14 protein-coding genes are annotated in these 15,457 nt (G+C 65.3%); 6 read left to right on the forward strand and 8 right to left on the reverse strand.

The features are described from left to right. A complete protein-coding gene (locus HD842_RS01140; RefSeq protein ID WP_183549846.1) occupies window positions 1–963 on the reverse strand; it encodes a GGDEF domain-containing protein in 963 nt (320 codons plus the stop codon). A 129-nt stretch (window positions 964–1,092) separates the two neighbouring features. Between HD842_RS01140 and HD842_RS01145 the strand changes: the two genes are divergently transcribed. Continuing rightward, on the forward strand, window positions 1,093–1,905 hold the full coding sequence (locus HD842_RS01145; RefSeq protein WP_183549850.1) for a helical backbone metal receptor: 813 nt from the start codon (window positions 1,093–1,095) through the stop codon (window positions 1,903–1,905). Window positions 1,906–2,019: 114 nt separating this feature from the next. On the opposite strand, the gene HD842_RS01150 is transcribed toward HD842_RS01145, so the two are convergent. The 3 genes from HD842_RS01150 to HD842_RS01160 all read right to left on the reverse strand — a co-directional run bounded on the left by HD842_RS01150 (window position 2,020) and on the right by HD842_RS01160 (window position 4,799). Continuing rightward, window positions 2,020–2,412, reverse strand: coding sequence for an HPF/RaiA family ribosome-associated protein (locus tag HD842_RS01150; RefSeq protein WP_183549853.1), 393 nt, complete (start codon window positions 2,410–2,412; stop codon window positions 2,020–2,022). A 95-nt stretch (window positions 2,413–2,507) separates the two neighbouring features. Continuing rightward, window positions 2,508–3,764: an MFS transporter gene (locus HD842_RS01155; protein ID WP_183549856.1), complete on the reverse strand. Its 1,257-nt coding sequence runs from the start codon at window positions 3,762–3,764 to the stop codon at window positions 2,508–2,510. Between the two features lie 6 nt (window positions 3,765–3,770). Further along, window positions 3,771–4,799, reverse strand: a complete 1,029-nt coding sequence (locus HD842_RS01160; protein WP_183553461.1) for a CDP-6-deoxy-delta-3,4-glucoseen reductase — start codon at window positions 4,797–4,799, stop codon at window positions 3,771–3,773. 151 nt (window positions 4,800–4,950) lie between these two features. Between HD842_RS01160 and HD842_RS01165 the strand changes: the two genes are divergently transcribed. Beyond that, window positions 4,951–5,832 carry an NAD(P)H-binding protein gene (locus tag HD842_RS01165; protein WP_183549860.1) on the forward strand — a complete coding sequence of 294 codons (882 nt, stop codon included), beginning with the start codon at window positions 4,951–4,953 and terminating at the stop codon, window positions 5,830–5,832. A 13-nt stretch (window positions 5,833–5,845) separates the two neighbouring features. Here HD842_RS01165 and HD842_RS01170 read toward each other — a convergent pair whose 3' ends face one another. From HD842_RS01170 to HD842_RS01185, 4 genes are all read right to left on the reverse strand, one after another. Further along, window positions 5,846–6,403 (reverse strand): glycine-rich domain-containing protein, encoded by a 558-nt coding sequence (locus tag HD842_RS01170; RefSeq protein ID WP_229424541.1) that lies wholly within the window; start codon window positions 6,401–6,403, stop codon window positions 5,846–5,848. 233 nt (window positions 6,404–6,636) lie between these two features. Next, window positions 6,637–8,499 (reverse strand): sensor histidine kinase, encoded by a 1,863-nt coding sequence (locus tag HD842_RS01175; RefSeq protein ID WP_229424542.1) that lies wholly within the window; start codon window positions 8,497–8,499, stop codon window positions 6,637–6,639. 194 nt (window positions 8,500–8,693) lie between these two features. Then, the gene (locus tag HD842_RS01180; protein ID WP_221290047.1) at window positions 8,694–10,877 is read right to left on the reverse strand and encodes a metallophosphoesterase family protein; all 2,184 of its coding nucleotides are present in this window, start codon (window positions 10,875–10,877) and stop codon (window positions 8,694–8,696) included. Between the two features lie 85 nt (window positions 10,878–10,962). Further along, window positions 10,963–12,717: a glutamine--tRNA ligase/YqeY domain fusion protein gene (locus HD842_RS01185; protein WP_183549862.1), complete on the reverse strand. Its 1,755-nt coding sequence runs from the start codon at window positions 12,715–12,717 to the stop codon at window positions 10,963–10,965. Between the two features lie 199 nt (window positions 12,718–12,916). Between HD842_RS01185 and HD842_RS01190 the strand changes: the two genes are divergently transcribed. The 4 genes from HD842_RS01190 to HD842_RS01205 are packed head-to-tail and all read left to right on the forward strand — an operon-like array spanning window position 12,917 to window position 15,442. Then, on the forward strand, window positions 12,917–13,210 hold the full coding sequence (locus HD842_RS01190) for a DnaJ domain-containing protein (RefSeq protein WP_183549866.1): 294 nt from the start codon (window positions 12,917–12,919) through the stop codon (window positions 13,208–13,210). Between the two features lie 48 nt (window positions 13,211–13,258). Continuing rightward, window positions 13,259–13,768 carry a hypothetical protein gene (locus HD842_RS01195; protein ID WP_183549869.1) on the forward strand — a complete coding sequence of 170 codons (510 nt, stop codon included), beginning with the start codon at window positions 13,259–13,261 and terminating at the stop codon, window positions 13,766–13,768. Then, entirely contained in the window at window positions 13,758–14,549 is a 792-nt protein-coding gene (locus HD842_RS01200) for a hypothetical protein (protein WP_183549872.1), read from the forward strand. Before HD842_RS01195 ends, HD842_RS01200 begins: the two co-directional genes overlap by 11 nt. Before the next feature lie 14 nt (window positions 14,550–14,563). Continuing rightward, entirely contained in the window at window positions 14,564–15,442 is an 879-nt protein-coding gene (locus HD842_RS01205) for a hypothetical protein (protein WP_183549875.1), read from the forward strand. The last annotated feature ends 15 nt before the right edge of the window (window positions 15,443–15,457 follow it).

Consider the following 15,457-nt stretch of genomic DNA (forward strand, 5'->3'; position numbering starts at 1 on the left):
TTAGTTGCAGACGCGGTTACGCCCGGCTTCTTTTGCCCGGTACAGGGCGGCATCGGCCGCCGCCATCAGTGCGTACTCGTCGCCGTTCTCGCCCAGGCTGGCCACGCCGAACGACGCCGTCAGGTGCGGCAGCTCCACGCGCATGTCGGTAAACACGACGGTGTCGCGCAGGCGCTGGCACAGGCGCTCGGCCACCATCGTGGCCAGTTCGATGCCGGTGTCGGGCAGCACGGCCAGCATTTCCTCGCCGCCGAAGCGCACGGCGAAGTCGGATGGGCGCAGCGCGTCGCGGATCAGGCTGGCGGCGGCCGACAGTGCCACGTCGCCGATGATGTGGCCGTGCGTATCGTTGAATTGCTTGAAGTGGTCCAGGTCGATCATCACGATCGACAGGCCGCTGCCGGTACGGGCCGCGCGCGCCGCCAGCTTCGGCAGCATGTCATTGAGCCAGGCGCGGTTGTACAGGCCGGTGAGCGGGTCGTTGAGCGACAGCTGGCGGTAGAATTCGCCGAGCTTCTGGCGGCGGCGCAGCAGCGCATTGGTGGTACGGATGCGGAACGACAGCAGGCGCAGCAGATTGCGCGCCAGGACGCTCGAGCGGTCGATCAGCGACCAGACGACGCTTGACTCGATCACCAGGAGTTCGCTGTCTTCCAGCGCCGTCATGGCCGCCAGGTTCGCCGCATCGTCCAGCACGGCCTGGTCGCCGACGCTTTCGCCGGGCAAGACGCGGGTGGTGCCGGTTTCGTCGCCTGCGTGCGCGTCCGATTCGATTTCGAGCTGGCCCGAGAGTACGATATACAGGTGCGCCTGGCCGCTGTCGTCGATGCGCTCGCCCTTTGGCAAGCGCACGATGGCGCAGTCGGCCAGCATCGCGGCGACGTCAGGGTCGGTTTCGTCGCGAAACAGTTGCAAGTCGTTGATATGGGTACGGCTGGTGCCGAAGGTGCCGATCTGTTCCAAGTGAGTCCTCAAGCGGTACGCCGCGTTGGCATGCGTGATTGCATGTGTTATTACATCAGCGGGATCATAGCCGATTGTGCCACTCCTGCGCGTTTGGCGAAACTTAAACTACCATGGCGACATCTTCACATGACATCCAGCAGCATTGAACTGACCGACGCATTGGGCCAGGTACACCGGCCCACGCCAGGTGCGCGCATCGTTTCCCTCGTGCCGTCGATCACTGAATTATTGTGCGACCTGGGCCTGGCGCCGCAGCTCGTCGGCCGCACGGGTTTCTGCATCCATCCCAAGGACACTGTCGCCGCCATTCCCAAGGTCGGCGGCACCAAGGACGTCAATCTCGACAAGATCCGTGCACTGGCGCCAACCCACGTCGTCGTCAATCTCGATGAAAACACGCGACCGACCTACGACGCGCTGGTGCAATTCGTGCCGCACGTGATCGTCACGCATCCGGTGACGCCGCAGGATAACCTGGCGCTGGCCCGCCTGCTGGGCGGCATCTTCGGCGTGCAGGAGGCGGCCGAATCCTGGTGCACCGCATTCACACAGGCATTGGCCCCGCTGCGGACCCGGCCCGCCGGTCCATCACGCACGGTGCTGTACTGCATCTGGCAGGATCCTTGGATGAGCATCTCGGCCGATACGTATATCGCGGCGATGCTGGCCGAACTGGGTTGGCGCGTGCCACAGCTGGGCGAAGACCGCTACCCGCGCTTCACGTGGTCGGACAGCCTGGTCGATGGCCTGGACGCCGTGCTGCTGTCGACCGAACCCTACCGCTTCACGCAGGCGCACGTGGACGCGCTGGAAAAACAGATCGGTATTCCCGTGCTGCTGGTCGATGGCGAAATGCTGTCGTGGTACGGCAGCCGCGCGCTGGCGGGTGTGAATTATCTGGAGACGTTGCGGGAGATGCTGGAAGGTGCGGCCGGCTAGGTGCGGCCGGCTAGGTGCGGCCGGCTAGGTGCGGCCGGCGAGGTGCGTCGCGCTGAGTGCGGCGTTGGTATTGCCCCTGCGCCCATGGCGGGCGCAGGGTCCTGCGGACACTGATCAGTTATCGGTCAGGTGCTTGTCGGCAGTCGGGTCGATGTCGCCGTCAACGCTGACCACCGGGACGGCGGTATGGCGATGCTTGTCGTGCAGGCGGCCGATGGTGCTGTCGAGCGCGCGGGCCAGTTTGCCGCTGGCGTTGTTGATGGCCTGGTGCAGGTCGTTGGCGTGATCGTGCACGACGATCGGGGCCACGCCGGCCAGGCGCGCTTCGAGCATGCAGTGGTTGCCGCCGTCCGCTTTCTTTTCCTTGTTCTCGTCGCTCAGGTGAACGTCGACGCGGGTCACTTGCTCGCTGAAACGACCGATGGAAGCGCGCAGGACGGTATCCACGTGCTCGTCCAGGCCTTGGTGCTTGGTGATGGTGTTATCGGTATTGACATTGATCTGCATGGATGGCTCCTGTAATCGTTATGTCTTTATCTTACACGCCCAGCGATTTTTACCGCGTCCGCTCCGCCAACCGTGCTCGACCTTCCATGCCGCCATCAGGCCACGTCTTTTTCGCGCGCTGCCTCGTGGTGCGGAAAACGGTCCATCCGCGACAGCACCGGGAACAGCATCGCCCACACGCCCGTCACGACCAGCGTCGCCACGCCGCCGAGCAAAATCGCGCGCGTCAATCCGAGCCAGCCGGCCGTGACACCCGACTCGAATTCACCCAGTTCGTTCGAGGCGCCGATGAACACCGAGTTCACGGCGCTCACACGCCCGCGGATATCGTCGGGCGTTTCGTACTGCACCAGCAGATGGCGGATATACACGCTGACCATGTCGCCCACGCCCAGCAGGAACAGCGCGCCGAACGCAACGGCGAAGTGGTCGGTCAGGCCCAGCACGATCACGCACAGGCCGAACAGGGCGACGCCGCCGAACATCCAGGCGCCGACGCGGCGCGTGATCGGGAACATCACCAGCGCTACCGAACACAGCGCCGCGCCCATGCCCGGCGCGGTGCGCAGAAAGCCCAGGCCGGACGGCCCGGCGCCCAGGATGTCATGTGCGTAGGCCGGCAGCAGGGCGGTCGCTCCGCCGAACAGCACCGCGAACAAATCGAGTGAAATCGCGCCGAGCACGATCGGGCGCGAGCGCACGAAGCGCAAGCCTTCGAGCAGCGTGTGCCAGCTGACGGGCGCCTTGTTGATCACCTGCGCGATGGTGCGCGTGTTCGTCATGAGCAGCACCGCCAGTGCCAGCAGCGAGGCGGCCGTCATGTGCACCGTCTGCGGCCCCAGCACATAGAGCAGGCCGCCGACGATCGGGCCGAGGATCATCGCCACGTGCATCGTCGAGGAGCCCAGCGCCACGGCCTGGCTGAAGTCGCGGTCGGGCACCAGGTTCTTGAGCACCGCCTGCGAGGCCGGCATCATGAAGGCGCGCGCGCTGCCGAACAGCACCAGGATCGCGAACACGGGCCACACGGTCGTGCTGCCGCTGGCCGTGAACGCAATCAGCATGGCGCTGCACAGCAGTTGCACGGCCATGCAGCACAGCACGATCAGGCGCCGGTTGTAGCGGTCGGCCACGTGGCCGGCCCACAGGATCAGCACCAGAAACGGCGCAAACTGCGCCAGGCCGATCAGCCCCAGGTCGAACAGGCTGCCGGTGATCTGGTACACCTGCCAGCCGATCGCCACGCTCTGCATCTGCACGGCGAAGGTGGCGAGAAAGCGCGCCGACAGGTAGAACGCGAGGTTACGGTTGCGCAGGACACCCAGGCGCCCGGTCGGTGAGGTCAAAGGCATGGGCCCTTACTGGCTGGCGAGATCGGCGGCGGTCGTGAACGCGTCGGCGAAGAATTCGTCCTCGGGCAGGCCGCACAGCGCCACGTAGTCGCGCCGGGCCGAGTCGACCATGAGCGGCGCGCCGCAGGCATACACCTGGTGGCCGGAGAGGTCGATGATGTCCTGCACGACGGCGGCGTGCACGTAGCCGGTGCGGCCCGTCCAGGCATCTTCTGGCAGCGCATCCGAAATCACCGGCACGTAGGTGAAGTCGGGCAGGGTGGTTTCCCAGGCCCGGCACAATTCGTCCATGTACAGGTCTTGCGGGCGGCGGCCGCCCCAGTACAGCGTGACCTTGCGCGTGGACTTCAGGTGCATCAGGTGCTCGACCAGCGCCTTGACCGGTGCGAAGCCGGTGCCGGACGCCAGCAGCACGATCGGCTTGTCGGAATCTTCGCGCAGGAAGAACGTGCCGAGCGGGCCTTCGAAGCGCAGGATGTCGCGCTCTTTCATCGCGCCGAACACGTGGTCGGTGAACAGGCCGCCGGGCAGGTGGCGGATGTGCAGCTCGAGCGGGCCTTCGAACGACGGCGCATTGGCGATCGAATACGCGCGGCGCTTGCCGTCCTTGAGCAAGAATTCGATGTACTGGCCGGCGCGGTAGGCCAGCAATTCATTGGCCGGCAATTGCAGGTTGACGATGGCGACGTCCGGCGCGGCCTTGCGGATGCCGGCGACGCGCGTGGGCATCTTGCGCAGCGGGTAATCCGAGCTGCCGCCCACTTCGCGCGCCTCGATCACCAGGTCGGCCGACGGCATCGCGCAGCAGAACAGCGCCATGCCGGCGGTCTTTTCGATGTCACTCAAGGCGCGCTGCTGGTAGGGCTTATGCTCGATGGCGCCATCGAGCACCTTGCCCTTGCACGAGCCGCAGGCGCCGTTCTTGCAGCCATATGGCAGGCCGACGCCGGCGCGGATCGCGGCGGCTAACACGGTTTCATCGGCTTCGCAGCCGAACTGGCTGCCGCTGGGCTGGACGGTGATCTGGAAGGTCATGCGAATGGAGAAGTTGGGGCGCGAACGCGGGTGGTTGGTGAGGTGCGCCGGCGTGCGGCGAGAGGCCGCCATTCTACACCCGCCCTTGTTTTACCGGGCGCGCCCTGTGCTACAGTTGCCGCCTCCACGATCCCGCGATTCTTCCATGACCATGCCATCCCGCTCCGCTTTTGCCCGTCCGCGCCTGTTGATCATCGGCTGCGGCGACGTCGGCATGCGCCTGTTGCCGCTGCTGGCCGGGCGTTTTCGCGTGTTTGCGCTGACCAGCCAGCCCGAGCGCTGCTCTGAGTTGCGCGCCGCCGGCGCAGTGCCGGTTGTCGCCGACCTCGACCAGCCCGCCACGCTGGCGCGCCTGCGCAATCTGGCCCCGTGGGTGCTGCACCTGGCCCCGCCGCAGCCCGACGGCGATACCGACCGCCGCACGCGGCACCTGGTAGCGGCGCTGGGCGCCGTGCGCCGCATCGTCTACGTGAGCACCAGCGGCGTGTATGGCGATTGCGGCGGGGCGCTGGTGAAAGAGTACCGGCCGGTGGCGCCGAAGAACGGGCGCGCCCGGCGACGCGTGGACGCCGAGCGCATCCTGCGCGCGTGGGCGCTGGTGACCGGCGCGATGCTGTCGATCCTGCGCGTGCCCGGCATCTACGCTGCCGACCGCCTGCCGCTGCGCCGCCTGGAGCAGGGCACGCCGGCGCTGCGGTTTGAGGACGATGTGTACACCAACCATATCCACGCTGACGACCTGGCCCGCATCGTGCTGCAGGCGTTGACACGCGGCCGGTCCGGGCGGGTATATCACGCGGTCGACGACACGCGCATGAAGATGGCCGATTACTTCGACGCCGTGGCCGACGCCTTCGGCATGCCGCGCTCACCGCGCCTGCCGCGCGCCGAACTGGCGCAGCTGGTCTCGCCCGTGCTGCTGTCGTACATGTCCGAGTCGCGCCAGCTTGACAACACACGCTTGCGGCGCGAACTGCGCGTGCGCCTGCAGTACCCGGACGTCGCCACGGCGCTGGCGCGCCTGCGGCGCTGATCCGGGCGAATGCTTATGCCCGCTTGCCGGGCGACGCGCAGAACGCGATCTTGCTGGTCATGATGGCCGGCAGGCCCGGCGAGGCGCAGAAGGCGCTGTCCGCGCTTTTGGCGCCCGGCTTGCCCGGGGATGCACAGAACGCAGTAGCGCCTGCCTGTTTGCCCGGCGACGCGCAGAACGCGGCATCCCCCTTGACCAGCACGCCGAACTCGGCTTCGTACAGCGCGCGCATGCGCTCGCCCGCCTGGACGTGTTCATTGCCAGTGCCGGCGGCCATGCCCACGTACGGATAGTGGTGCAGGAAGAAGCCGAAGGCGGCTTCGCAGTCGCGCGCGTACTTCATGGTGTCGAGGATGTGGTAGTGCCAGAACGTGTCGACATCGACCGTTGGCGAGGCGCCGGCGTCCGGGTATTTCTTCATCAGGAACAGAAACCGCCGGTAGTCGGTTTCCACGGCGCTCGCGCGCGCTTCGGTCCAGCCTTCGCCGGACGCTTCGTGCATCAGCTTCATCTTGATCGGGTTCAGGTCAAGCGCCTTGAAGGGGGCGTACTCGGTATGTGTCGACATCATAGTTACCTCGTGTGGTTGTGTGGACGGATCGGACAGTGCCGGCGGCTGTCACGGTGCCTGAGTGGGATATTTCCATAACGCATTACCGGGAAATCCCGGTGGTATTGACCTGTGACAGACACAGCCATTGTCATGCGCTGGCTCATATCAGCAGTTGCGCTATATCAAACTTGGGAGCATGGACGAGCTCGGTGACCGACGACGGCGTCACCATTGGTAGAAAAGGGGGCGCCTCAGGCGGCGACGGGCGCGATCGGGGTGCTGTCGATGCGCAGCCCGGCGGCGGCCGGAGCGCCGCTCGCCGGCACGCCATCCACCGGGATGCTGACCACGATCGTGGTGCCGCTGCCCATGCCGTTGCTGTTGATCGAGAACGAGCCGCCCAGGATGGCGATGCGTTCCTCGATGCCCACCAGGCCGAAGGAGCCGTGGCGGTTGCGGCTGCCAGGTTGCAGCCCGACGCCGTTGTCGCGGATCGTCATGGTGAGCATGCCGGCATGCTGGTGCAGCGTGATGCCCACGTGGGTAGCGCGTGCGTGACGCGCCACGTTGTTGAGCGACTCCTGCAGGATGCGGAAGAACGCGGTGGCGCTGTTGTCGTCGATGCGGTGCTCGTCATCGTCGTCCACCAGCTCGCAGGTGATGCCGGTGCGGCGCGCGAAGTCGGCCACCTGCCAGTCGACGGCGGCCGACAGGCCCAGGTCGAGCACATTCGGGCGCAGGTCGTTGATGATCTGGCGCACGCTGCGGATCGTGACGTCGATCTGGCGCACCGTGGCCACGGCGCGTGCATGCAGGCGCTGCTGCGCGCCACGGGTGCGGTTGGCCAGCAGTTCGGCCTCGATCTTCAGCGCCAGCAGGTTCTGCGCCAGGTCGTCGTGGATTTCGCGCGCGATGCGCTTGCGCTCGCCTTCCTTGATCTGTTCGGCGTGGGCGGCAAGCAGGCGCAGTTTTTCATGGCTGGCCTGCAGCTTGGTTTGCGAGGCGCGCAGTTCGCGCGTCATTTCCTCGGCCATGCGCAGCGCGTTGCGGCGCGACGAGGCCAGCGTCTGGAACAGCGCGTAGAGCAGGGCGGTGCTCATGCCGGCGGCAAGCGCCGCCAGCCATGGGTAATACATGTCGAAGCGCGTGTACATGTCCGACTTGGGAATGCTGAAGTCGGCGCGCCAGACGCGCTGGTTGAATGCGATGGGCAGGCTGGCCACGAAGCTCGCATCGCTGATCCGCGGTGGGCCCGGGTTGGGCCGCGCGCTCGTGGCCATGCTGTCGTACAGCACGGCGCGCGGCGGCGCCTCGCCCGGTTCGGGCGCCAGCGCGGTCACTTCGGTCAGCACCAGGCGCACGCCCTTGACCGGGAATTCATCGAGCACGCCGGCCACCAGTGGCGCAAGGCCGAAGCCGAGGCCGGCCGAACCGATATACGCCAGGCGCCGCGCCTGCACGCTGTCGTTGGGCAGGTCGCTGCGGTAGACCGGCAGGCGCAGCGCCAGTGCGCTCTGGTTGGGGCCGGGCCGCAGCGCGATGCGGGTGCCCGAGGCGCTCGAGCTGCCGGTATCGCGCGCCACGGCCAGCGAGCGCCGGGTCGTGCCGCGCGCTTCCAGGTCCAGCCCCAGCCGGTCGAGCAGGTTGGGCGGCAGCGGTTCCATGTACACCAGCACCGTGTAGGTATCGCGATCGGGCGCCGTTTGCAACGGGGTGTGCACGACGCCGCGCCGCGCCAGCCGCTTGTGCAACTCGTCGTTCAGCGCCGGCAGGCCGTCGGCGCGCACGGCGCGCGCGTAGTTGATATTGACGATTCCCGGGAAGTGGCGCTTGATGTCGAGTTCACCGACATACTGGTGGAACCGGGCTGCGCTGGTATCGGGTTCGGCGCGAAACAGGCCGGCAACCCCGCGCAGCACGTCGCTGTAGCTCTTGATGCGGGCGTCGATATTGTTCTGCGCGGCGCGCGCCATGGCGCGAAAGCGCATCTGTGCATCGCTCTGGATCGCGCCGGACGTTGCGAAATAAGCGCTGGCGCCGACTGCCAGTGACAGCACCACGCCGACGATCATGGTGGCGTGGACGAACGTCCCGGCTTGGCGGTCTGGATGCATGGCGGATCTCACGGACGTGAGGCTGATTGTGGACGTGCGTGCGGATGATGTTTCTACGCTAAGCATTGTCGGCGTCCACCGTAGCTAGCAGGTTTACTAGGTTCTGCAATCTGCCGCCTCTTTGATGCGATCACGGCGCCCGGCTCGTTGCAAGCGGGGCGCCGTGACATGGCCACGACCTGGCTGCGACCGGACTAGTTGAAGCTCAGCCCGTTGTTGCTGGCGTTACTGACTTTCTTGCCCTTCAGGTCGACCGTGAAATGGTCGCTCGGCTTGGCCGAGCCAAGGCCCTTGAGAATTGCGAAGACGCCCTTGAACTGCTGCTGGAACGGCACCTGCACCGGGTTCTGGTCGGACGGCTTGTCGCCGATGCGCATGATCGGCGCGGGCGTGGCCGGGAATGCCGCCATCAGGACCTTGTACTGGTTCACGCGCGCCTGACCCATGTCACGCAGGGCCAGTTCGCCTGCATACACGGTGCGGTGGAAGTCGCCGTAGAACGCGTACGGCGTGAGGTTCGCGAAGTCGTCCAGGCGCAGGCCAGCAGCCGTGGCCAGACGGTCGGCGCGCACGGTGGCGTCCTGCCAGTCGGTGGCCAGCGTCGACGCAGCAACCGTCGTGTTCGCCGGTGTGCCCGCAGCGGCGCACGCAGCGGTCAAGGGCAGGATGCCGGGCGCGTCCTTCAGTTGCGCCAGTGTGACCCTGGTCTGCAACTGCGACAGGATCAGCATCTGCTTGCCGTTCAGAGCCATCGCCGCTTCTTTCATCTCGCACGGCCAGTATTCGTCCATGAAGCGCAGGCGCGACAGCTCGCCGAAGTACTGGTGCGTGAATTCGCCATACGAGCGGGTGTCGAGGATGCTGCGGTCCCAGCGCTTGGCGACATCGGCCGTAACCGAGCTGCCCTTGAGGTAATCGTTTTCGACCACGTAATGCGGGAACAGTTCGGCAAAGCGCGGCACCGTCGACAGCGGCATCGTCTGGACATCGATCGTCTCGGCATCCTTGTAGGTCACGACCTTGTAGGCGGCGCCATACACAGCCAGCGACGGCGACTGCACGTTGACGAGGTAGTTGCCGCTGCCGTCAGTGTGGTCGTTGGTGCCGTTGAAGTGCATGTGCCCGCCCACGTGCAGGCGCAGGCCCGTGGCCGCCACGGCATTGGCGACGCTCGCGTCCGGCACGCGCGCCGTCTGGAATGCGCCCGACTTGAACACGTCCTTCATGGCCTGCGTCTGGTTGGCGTAGAAGTCCATGGTCGGATAGTGCGAGAAGGCCATCAGCTGCTTGCCCTCGGCCTTCGCGCGCGCGGCAACCGACTTGATGTAGTCCATCAGGAACATCTTGTGGGTGATCACCTTGTTCCAGCCGGCGTTGCCGGCGCCATCGAAGCCCTTGAAGCTGGTCGGGTTGGCCGGGTCGAACTTCGCGTTCGGCACGAACACATTGGCGTCGATCGACAGCAGCCACAGGCCCTTGACCGGCTCGACCAGGTACGTCGTGTCGATCAGCTTCGTGCACTTGGTGAAGGCTTTGCCCAGTTTCGCTTCGCCGGCAGCCTTGTAGGCGCCGCCCGAGCCTTCGGCGCAGATTTCGAATTCGCGGCTCTTGCTGCCCGACTGCGCCAGCGCCGCGTCATACGTGTATTTGCCGGCGTCGTACTTGCTGAACGGGGTTTCCCACAGCAGGTCGGCCTTGTTCGGCATGAAGCCGAATTCGCCCATCTTGACCATCAGGCGTTCGGTGCCTTGCTCCATGACCTGGTCGGTGCAGATCACCGTCGGATCCTTGGTCAGGCATGCCGGATTGCCGGTGGCATAGATTTTCTGCTCCTTACCGTCCTTGGTCAGAAAGTCGTTCTTGCCCGCTTCATTGTCGTCGAACGGCTCGACGGGGTCATGGTTGCCGGGCGCGATGAAAAAGCGCATGCCCTTGGCCTGGTACTGCTTCATGATCTCGGCGATGCCGTCGACGTTCATCGGCTGGGCGTCGTCGGTATAGTCGCCCGGGAGCGCGACGACGCGAATGCCCTTGGCATAGGCGTCGTCGAGCGCGGCGTAGAACGCGAAGTAATTTTCGTTGAACAGGCGCGTGGAGGTCAGCTGCGCATACATCGTGCGGATGGTTGCGTTCTTGCCGTCCTTGGTCGGAATGCCCGCGAACTGGCTGCTCTTGAAGTCGCCGTAGACATTCTGGAAGTGCACGTCGCTCATGAAGGCGACGGCGGTGCTCACCGGAGCAGGGGACGGGGCCGGCGTTTGCACCGGTGGCGTGACGGCGACAGGAGTGTCGCTGTCGCCAGGACTGCAACCTGCCAGCACGGCCAGCAGGGAAAGCGCCGCGCAGGTGGCAGCGCGGTGAGGCATTGGACGGGTCATGCAATTACTCCGGTCATCAAGATGCCCGGAGGATGACATCGTTGCATGACCGGATGGTTACATGACCGGCTCTAGAGCCGGCGGATTACTTGCCCCAGCTGTCCTTGAGCGTCGTCACCCGGTTGAAGACCGGCTTGCCCGGCGTCGAATCGACGCGGTCGGCCACGAAGTAGCCGTGACGCTCGAACTGGAAGCGCTGGTCGCCCACGGCATCCTTCAGGCCCGGTTCCAGATACGCGGTAATCGTCTCGAGCGCATTCGGATTGAGCACCGTCTTGAAGTCCTTGCCGCCGGCGTCCGGCTGCGGGTCCAGGAACAGGCGGTCGTACAGGCGCACTTCGGCTTCCAGCGCACTGGCGGCGCTGACCCACGTGATGTTGCCCTTGACCTTGTAGTTGTCCGCGCCCTGCGTGCCCGACTTCGAATCCTCGAAGTATTTCACGTGCACGGCGGTGACGTTGCCGTCGGCATCCTTGTCGAAGCCCGTGCATTCAACCACATAGCCATACTTCAGGCGCACGCGGCTGCCTGGCAGGTCGCCCTGGGGCGGCGTGAAGCGGAAGTAGCCCTTGACCGGCGTTTCCATGAAGTCTTCCTGCTCGATCCACAGTTCGCGCGTGAACGGGAAGGTCCGCTTGCCCATCTCGGGATGGTGCGGGTGCACGGGCGAGCTGCACTCGTGCGACTCGCCTTCGGGGAAGTTGTCGACGATGAGTTTCAACGGGCGCAGCACGGCAATCGCGCGCGGCGCTTTCGGGTCCAGATCGTCACGCAGCGCGCCTTCGAGCGTGCTCATGTCGATCCAGCCATCGGCCTTCGACACACCGATGCGCTCGCAGAACAGCTGCAGCGATTCGGGCGTGTAGCCGCGGCGGCGCAGGCCAACGATGGTCGGCATGCGCGGATCGTCCCAACCGGTGACGGTGCCATCGTCGACCAGCGCGCGCAGCTTGCGCTTGGAGGTCACGACATAGGTCAGGTTCAGGCGCGCGAATTCGTACTGGCGCGGCACGGGCTTGTTGAAGAAGCCGCCTTCGGCCAGCGTCTCGACCAGCCAGTCGTAGAACGGGCGGTGATCCTGGAATTCCAGCGTGCACAGCGAGTGCGTGATGTTTTCAATGGCATCCGAAATCGGGTGCGTGTAGTCGTACATCGGGTAGATGCACCAGGCGTCGCCCGTGCGGTGATGGTGCGCATGGCGGATGCGGTACAGGGCCGGATCGCGGTTCGTCATGATGGGCGAGGACATCGCATCTTCGCTCATCTTGGCGCGCAGGATGTGTTCGCCATCCTTGTACTTGCCGGCTTTCATGTCGCGGAACAGCTGCAGCGATTCTTCGACCGGGCGGTCGCGGAAGCGTGAATTGGTGCCCAGCGTGCCGAAATTGCCGCGGTTCTTCGCCATCTCTTCGGCGCTCTGGCTGTCGACGTAGGCTTTCCCGTTCTGGATCAGGTACTCGGCCATCGCGTACAGCTGGTCGAAGTAGTCGCTGGCGTAGTACAGGTGCTCCTGGCCGTCCTGCTGCCACGAGAAACCGAGCCACTTGACGCTGTCGATGATCGTGTCGACGTATTCCTGGTCTTCCTTCTCGGGATTGGTGTCGTCGAAACGCAGGTGGCACAGGCCGCCATAGTCACGCGCCAGGCCGAAATTCAGGCAGATCGATTTGGCGTGGCCGATGTGCAGGTAGCCGTTCGGCTCGGGCGGGAAGCGCGTGATCACGGGCGGCAGGCCCTCACGGGCATGCGTGCCGGCGGCCAGGTCGGATTCGACGATGGCACGCACAAAGTTCGACGACGGTGCGTTGCCCGGCGCCGGGGAATTCTTGTCGTTGCTCATGAGATAGTTCTGGGAGGGTAAGGTGTCGGGCATTTTACCGTAGACAGCGACCCTGTAGCATGCCCTCGTCGTTACCCCGCCCGCCGTTGCCGCCAGCCGGTGAAAGCGGGCGCTCGCGCCCCGTCGAACCTTTTCTATAGGATAATCTCTCTTTAAACCGTGATTCATTGCCAGACGGCTGACGCCGGGAGAGTTTCTGTTGGAAAATTTATATGCGATCCTCGGCGTGGCCCCGAATGCCACCGACGACGAGATCAAGAAGGTCTACCGCTCGCTGGCCATGCGCTATCACCCGGACCGCAATCAGGCGCCGGGCGCGGAGGCGCGCTTCAAGGCCGTGAGCAAGGCTTACGAGATCCTGTCTGACCGCGCCAAGCGCGACGACTACAACCAGAGCCTGAACCACCGCATCGTGCTCGACGCCGAAGCCGAAGCCTTCGAGTTGTGGCGTTCGCTGTTCGCCCTGAACGGCGTCAACCTGCCTGCGCACTGACGCTTCGGCTGCCGCTGCGGCCCGCCAAATACATCTACAGGACACATTATGAAAAACGTACATCCCGAATTTTCTTTCCAGTCGCGTGAACTGGAAGGCCAGATCGAAGGCACTCTGGGCGACCCGCCCAACCGCAAGAACTACGACATGATGGTGAACGCGCTGGTGTCCGAATACGCCGACGGCGGCGGCATCGACGACGTCAACATGATGGCCTTCGCGCTGGTCGACAAGATCCGCTTTCTGGACGCCAAGGGCCTGATGCGCGAAGCGCTCGACTACGCCGACGGCGACCCGGCCAAGGTGTTCGCGATGGCCGAATGCACGGGCGACGATGGCGCCAAGATGTACGAAGCGATGACCACCAACTTCCCCGAGCTGGCGCGCCAGGCGATCATCACCGCATTCTTGTTCAAGAACCAGAATCGCTGGGACGATGAAGACCAGTCGCTCGAGCAGCTGGGCCGCAACGACGACGGCGACGATGTCGATGAAGACGGCGAAGCAACCGACGACTTCAGCGGCCTGTTCGACGAAGGAGACCGCGATGAGCGATGATACCGGCAGCAAGAATGAACACCTGCCAGCCCTGACGCAGCAGGTGGGCGACCTGGTGCTGGCCGGCTCACTCGACCACGCCGAAGAGGTGTTTTCGAAAGCGGCCGACGAGCATGGCGACTACGCCGTGGCGCAGGTGCTGAGCGACCTGCCACCGCAAGTGACGGCGCTGCACCTGGCTGGCTTTGACGGCGGCAAGACGTCGCTGGCCACGATGCTGGTCCCGCCCAAGGCCTGGGCCGACAGCCTGGCCTACATCGCCGCGACCTGGCCCGACAACCTGATCGAGGACGATCCCGAGCGCATCGCCGAAAACCTGTTCAACCACGTCCATGGCGTGGTGTATGCGCAGGACGACGAAGAGCGCCGCAACGAGCTGCTCGAAGCGGCGTCCGCCACCGACCATGGCGCGACGATCTTCGCGATCATGTGGTCGCTGGCCCCGCGCGAAATCCTCGAAGTGGCGGGCGAGATCCTGTCCAAGGGCCGTTACGTGAGCGGCCAGACGAGCGCCGACAGCGACATCGTGCCGCTGGCAGTCGACCTGGCCAAGGCCAGCGAAGATGGCTGGGAGCGCTCGCTGCTGGAGCTGTTCCCGGAGTTCCGTCACAGCGCCGAGATGGCCGAGATCGAACTGCCGGACGATCCCGACGAAGAGTCCGAATTCATGCAGCGTTCGACCCGCGACCTGCTGCTCCGCCTGCGCAAGCAGGTGCCATCGGTGCGCAGCATGCCGCGCCGCAGCCCGCGCCGCAGCCTGGGCTCGGACATCTTTTCGTGACAGCAGGCCCCAGCATGTTGCCTGCCATTGTCATTGAAAAGCCGCCCCGGCTGATCCGCGCGATCCGGCTGCTGCCGGTCGACGCCACGCCCGATGAAGCGGCGATCCTGGCCGATGAATTGTCCGGGATCACCGCCATGGTGGCCGAAAAGTTCACCAACGACCGCACCGCCGAAGGCATCGGGCGCGCGCTGCTGTTGACGGTCGGCGGCATCTCGCTGGGCCTCGAGCACCTGATCCAGACCGAGGAAGAGGGCGACCTCGATGCGCTCGACATCCTGATCGGGGAGGGCGCCGAGCACGCGTTCCAGGCGGGTTTTCGCCTGATCCGCGAGCTGGCCGCGCTACCCGAGGACAGCCTGGTGAGCGAGTACGATCTCGACCCGATCTATGCGCAGCGGCGTCTGAAAGAATTGTTCGTCGATATCTGCACGGCCGACCCGGGCGAATCGTGGTCGGGCTACGAGCGCTATCTGGGCCAGGTGCGCCAGCGCCAGGAAGTCCAGGCGGTCGTCAAGGCGGCCGAGTGGCTGCGCAAGCATCACTACGAGGGCGCGGTCGTCGATCCGGACCTGAATGCCGAAGGCGTGATCGCGATGGCGATCATCTTTGCGGCCGAAGGCGGCGCGCGCATCACGGCGCGCACCGGCCAGCGCGAGTTCGAACGCTTCGTCAAGGCGGTGCGCAAGCACAATCCCGATTTCGAGGCCGGCTGGGCCGAGCTGATGGCGCGTGTGCCGCCGGCGCACCAGCCAGTCATCGCTGCGCGCATCGCGACCTACCGCGCCAGTTGCACGGTGCTGCAACTGATTGGCACGACGGCGACGATGAAGCAGCTGTTTGCCGAAATGGAAAACTACGCCGGGTCGGAGCTCGATCCCGAGTATCCGTGAAGGCTGCCAGGTGAG

The sequence above is a fragment of the Massilia aurea genome, from assembly GCF_014200505.1.
Taxonomy (GTDB): domain Bacteria; phylum Pseudomonadota; class Gammaproteobacteria; order Burkholderiales; family Burkholderiaceae_D; genus Telluria; species Telluria aurea_B.

What these genes read in the sequence shown, in the direction of transcription:
- HD842_RS01145 (WP_183549850.1), top strand. Translation starts at nt 1,093, where the DNA reads ATGACATCCAGCAGCATTGAACTGACCGACGCATTGGGCCAGGTACAC.
- HD842_RS01150 (WP_183549853.1), bottom strand. Translation starts at nt 2,412, where the DNA reads ATGCAGATCAATGTCAATACCGATAACACCATCACCAAGCACCAAGGC.
- HD842_RS01155 (WP_183549856.1), bottom strand. Translation starts at nt 3,764, where the DNA reads ATGCCTTTGACCTCACCGACCGGGCGCCTGGGTGTCCTGCGCAACCGT.
- HD842_RS01160 (WP_183553461.1), bottom strand. Translation starts at nt 4,799, where the DNA reads ATGACCTTCCAGATCACCGTCCAGCCCAGCGGCAGCCAGTTCGGCTGC.
- HD842_RS01165 (WP_183549860.1), top strand. Translation starts at nt 4,951, where the DNA reads ATGCCATCCCGCTCCGCTTTTGCCCGTCCGCGCCTGTTGATCATCGGC.
- HD842_RS01170 (WP_229424541.1), bottom strand. Translation starts at nt 6,403, where the DNA reads ATGATGTCGACACATACCGAGTACGCCCCCTTCAAGGCGCTTGACCTG.
- HD842_RS01175 (WP_229424542.1), bottom strand. Translation starts at nt 8,499, where the DNA reads ATGCATCCAGACCGCCAAGCCGGGACGTTCGTCCACGCCACCATGATC.
- HD842_RS01180 (WP_221290047.1), bottom strand. Translation starts at nt 10,877, where the DNA reads ATGACCCGTCCAATGCCTCACCGCGCTGCCACCTGCGCGGCGCTTTCC.
- HD842_RS01185 (WP_183549862.1), bottom strand. Translation starts at nt 12,717, where the DNA reads ATGAGCAACGACAAGAATTCCCCGGCGCCGGGCAACGCACCGTCGTCG.
- HD842_RS01195 (WP_183549869.1), top strand. Translation starts at nt 13,259, where the DNA reads ATGAAAAACGTACATCCCGAATTTTCTTTCCAGTCGCGTGAACTGGAA.
- HD842_RS01200 (WP_183549872.1), top strand. Translation starts at nt 13,758, where the DNA reads ATGAGCGATGATACCGGCAGCAAGAATGAACACCTGCCAGCCCTGACG.
- HD842_RS01205 (WP_183549875.1), top strand. Translation starts at nt 14,564, where the DNA reads ATGTTGCCTGCCATTGTCATTGAAAAGCCGCCCCGGCTGATCCGCGCG.